This window comes from Streptomyces synnematoformans (assembly GCF_039531005.1).
Taxonomy (GTDB): domain Bacteria; phylum Actinomycetota; class Actinomycetes; order Streptomycetales; family Streptomycetaceae; genus Streptomyces; species Streptomyces synnematoformans.
The window spans coordinates 1-2,703 of sequence record NZ_BAAAPF010000537.1 but is presented as its reverse complement, the minus strand read 5'-3'; the positions used below and the strand labels follow the sequence as shown (position 1 = coordinate 2,703).

General features: G+C 78.9%; 1 protein-coding gene. It reads right to left on the bottom strand.

Annotated features, from left to right (window positions below; genetic code table 11):
* Nucleotides 1–2,703, bottom strand: a 2,703-nt coding sequence (locus ABD317_RS35645) for an ATP-binding protein (RefSeq protein ID WP_344295965.1), incomplete at both ends; no start/stop codon positions are given.

The window sequence follows — 2,703 nt, the reverse complement described above, 5'->3', positions numbered from 1 at the left end:
AGGCCCTCCAGCGCCAGCGCCGTGGCCCGCGGGTCCTCCGTGGCGCGCGCGGCGGCGAGCGCTTCGCGCTGCAGGGCCCGCGCCTCCGCCGCGTCCCCGCGCTGCTCGGCGACGAAGCCCAGCTCCGCCGCGGCCAGCGCCACCCCGCGCGGCGCCGCTGCGGAGCTGACCCGGCGCCACCAGTTCAGCCAGGGGCGCAGGTGCGCCTCGGCGGCCTCGGGCCGGCCCGCCCTGCGGGCCACCATCCCGAGGCCGATCTCGGCGAACTCCTCGCCGAGCGTGTCGAAGTGCGCGGTGGCCACCGCCAGGGCCCGCTCGTGCAGCCGCCGTGACTCCGCCAGGTCGCCGGTGAGCATCGTGCTCCGGCCCAGCCCGGCGAGCCGGTACGACTGCTGGGCCCGCAGGCCGAGTTCCTCCGCCCGGCGGGCGTCGTCGCGGTGCAGCCGCGCGGCGCGTGCGTAGTCGCCGGTGATCTCGGCGTGGTCGGCCATGACCTCGCCGGCTTCCAGTCGGCCCCACGCCTCGCCCAACTCGTCGAAGATGCGGGCGGCGGTGGCGGAGTGCCGCGCGAGCGCGGCGAGGTCGCCGCGGAAGAGCGCCACGGTCGCCCGTACGACGAGGGCGGCGGCCTCGCCCCAGCGGTCGCCGCGGGCACGGAACTCGCCCAGCGCGCGGTCGGCGAGCGCGGCGGCGCGGGAGATGCTGCCGTAGTTGGCTTCGGCGTGGGCGAGGAACCACACTGCGCGGCTGTCGGCGGCGGCGTCGGGGACCGCCGGTCCGGCGGTCGCGGCGGGGGGAGTCGCGGGGCTGGTGGCGGTGCCGGTGCGGGTTCCGGCGGGCTGCGGGGGCGGGCTGCCGTCGTCGTACCTCCCGCGCGTCTCGTACGCACCGGTGTCACCGCTGTCGGGGCAGTCGCGATCGCCGCTCTCGCCGGGGGAGGGCGCCGGGTCTGGGCCGCCGGCGCGGTGGGTGTCCTGTGTCCCGTACAAACCGGCTCCGCCGGTCTCGTCGGCCTGCGGTGTGCGGGCCGCGGCGTCGTGCAGGGCGAAGCCGGCGTGCCACGAGGCGACGGTGGCCCGTAGCTCGGCGGAGCGCGCGGCCTCGCCGTGCGGGCCCTGCGCTCGGGTGGCGCCCCGGGCCGCACCGCCGCCTGCGCCCGCAGCCCCGGTCTGCCGCGCTGTTCCGACAGCCGGCCCCCCGGCCGCGTCCGCGTCTCCGGCCCCCGCCGCCGCCCCGCCCGTCTCCAGCGCGCGCGCCAGCGCACGCGTGCCCTCGCGGTGGCGTCCGCGCAGGTACCAGTACCACGCCAGCGCGTTCGCCAGCCGCAGCGCCAGGGCGGCGTCGCCCGTCGCGGTGGCGGTGTCGAGGGCCTTGCGCAGGTTGCCGGACTCGGCGTCGAGGCAGGTCAGCCAGCGGGTCTGGGTGCGGGTGAACAGGTGGGGCGCGGCGCGTTCTGCCAGGTCCGCGTAGTGGCCGGCGTGCCGGCGTAGTGCGCGGGGGTGCTCCCCGGCGGCCGTCAGCTCTTCGAGGCCGTACGCGGCGACCGACTCCAGCAGCCCGTAGCGGGGGCCGTCGGGGCCGGGGGTGGCGACGACCAGGGAGCGGTCGACGAGGCGGGCCAGCAGGTCGGCGACGTCGGCGGGGTCGATGTCCGGGCCGGCGCAGACGGCTTCGGCGGCGGGCAGCGTGGTGCCGGTGGCGAAGACGGACAGCCGCCGCAGGACGGCCTGTTCTGCGGGGGTGAGCAGGTCCCAGCTCCACTCGATCGTCGCGCGCAGCGTGCGCTGCCGTTCGGGCGCGTCCCGGCGGGAGCTGCCGGCGGCGAGGAGGCGGAACCGGTCGTCGAGGCGTTCGGCGAGGCGGTGCACGCCGAGGGCGCGGACGCGGGTGGCGGCGAGTTCGAGCGCGAGGGGGATGCCGTCGAGGCGGCGGCAGACGGCGGCGACGGCGGCGGCGTTGTCGGGGTCGAGCCGGAAGCCGGGGGCCGCGGCGGCGGCGCGGGCGAGGAAGAGCCGTACCGCGCTGGACTCCTGCAGGCAGTCGGCGGACACGGCGGACGCAGCGGACGCAGCGGCTCCGGCGGACACGGCGGGGTGGTCCGCGGCGGCGGGGTGGGCGGAGGGCGGGGGCAGGGTCAGCGGCGGTACGGCGTAGAGGGTCTCGCCGGCGATAGCCAGCTGCTCCTGGCTGGTGGCCAGGATGCGCAGGCCGGGGGCGGCGCGGAGGAGGCGGGCGGCGAGCGGGGCGACGGACTCGACGAGGTGCTCGCAGTTGTCGAGGACGAGGAGGAGCCGTCTGGCGCGCAGGGCGTCGGCGAGGACGTCGTGGGTGGGGCGGCCGTCGGTGTCGTGGACACCGAGGGCGTGGGCGACGACGTCGGCGGGGTCGTCGTAGCAGCGGCGGCCGGCGAGTTCGGCGAGCCAGACGCCGTCGGGGAAGTCTCCGGGGAGGCCGGCGGGCGCGTCGGCGAGGGCTCGGGCGGCGACTTCGAGGGCGAGCCGGGTCTTGCCCACGCCGCCGGGGCCGCCGAGGGTGACGAGGCGTTCGGAGTGGAGGAGCTTGCGCACGTCGGCGACCTCGCGGTCGCGGCCGACGAGTTCGGTGACGGGGGCGGGGAGGTTGCCCGGCGGGGGAGCGGGGCCGGGCGCGGGGGCGGCGTTCCGCGGGGTCGGCGCCGGCGTCTTCGCGCAGCACGCCGAGGAG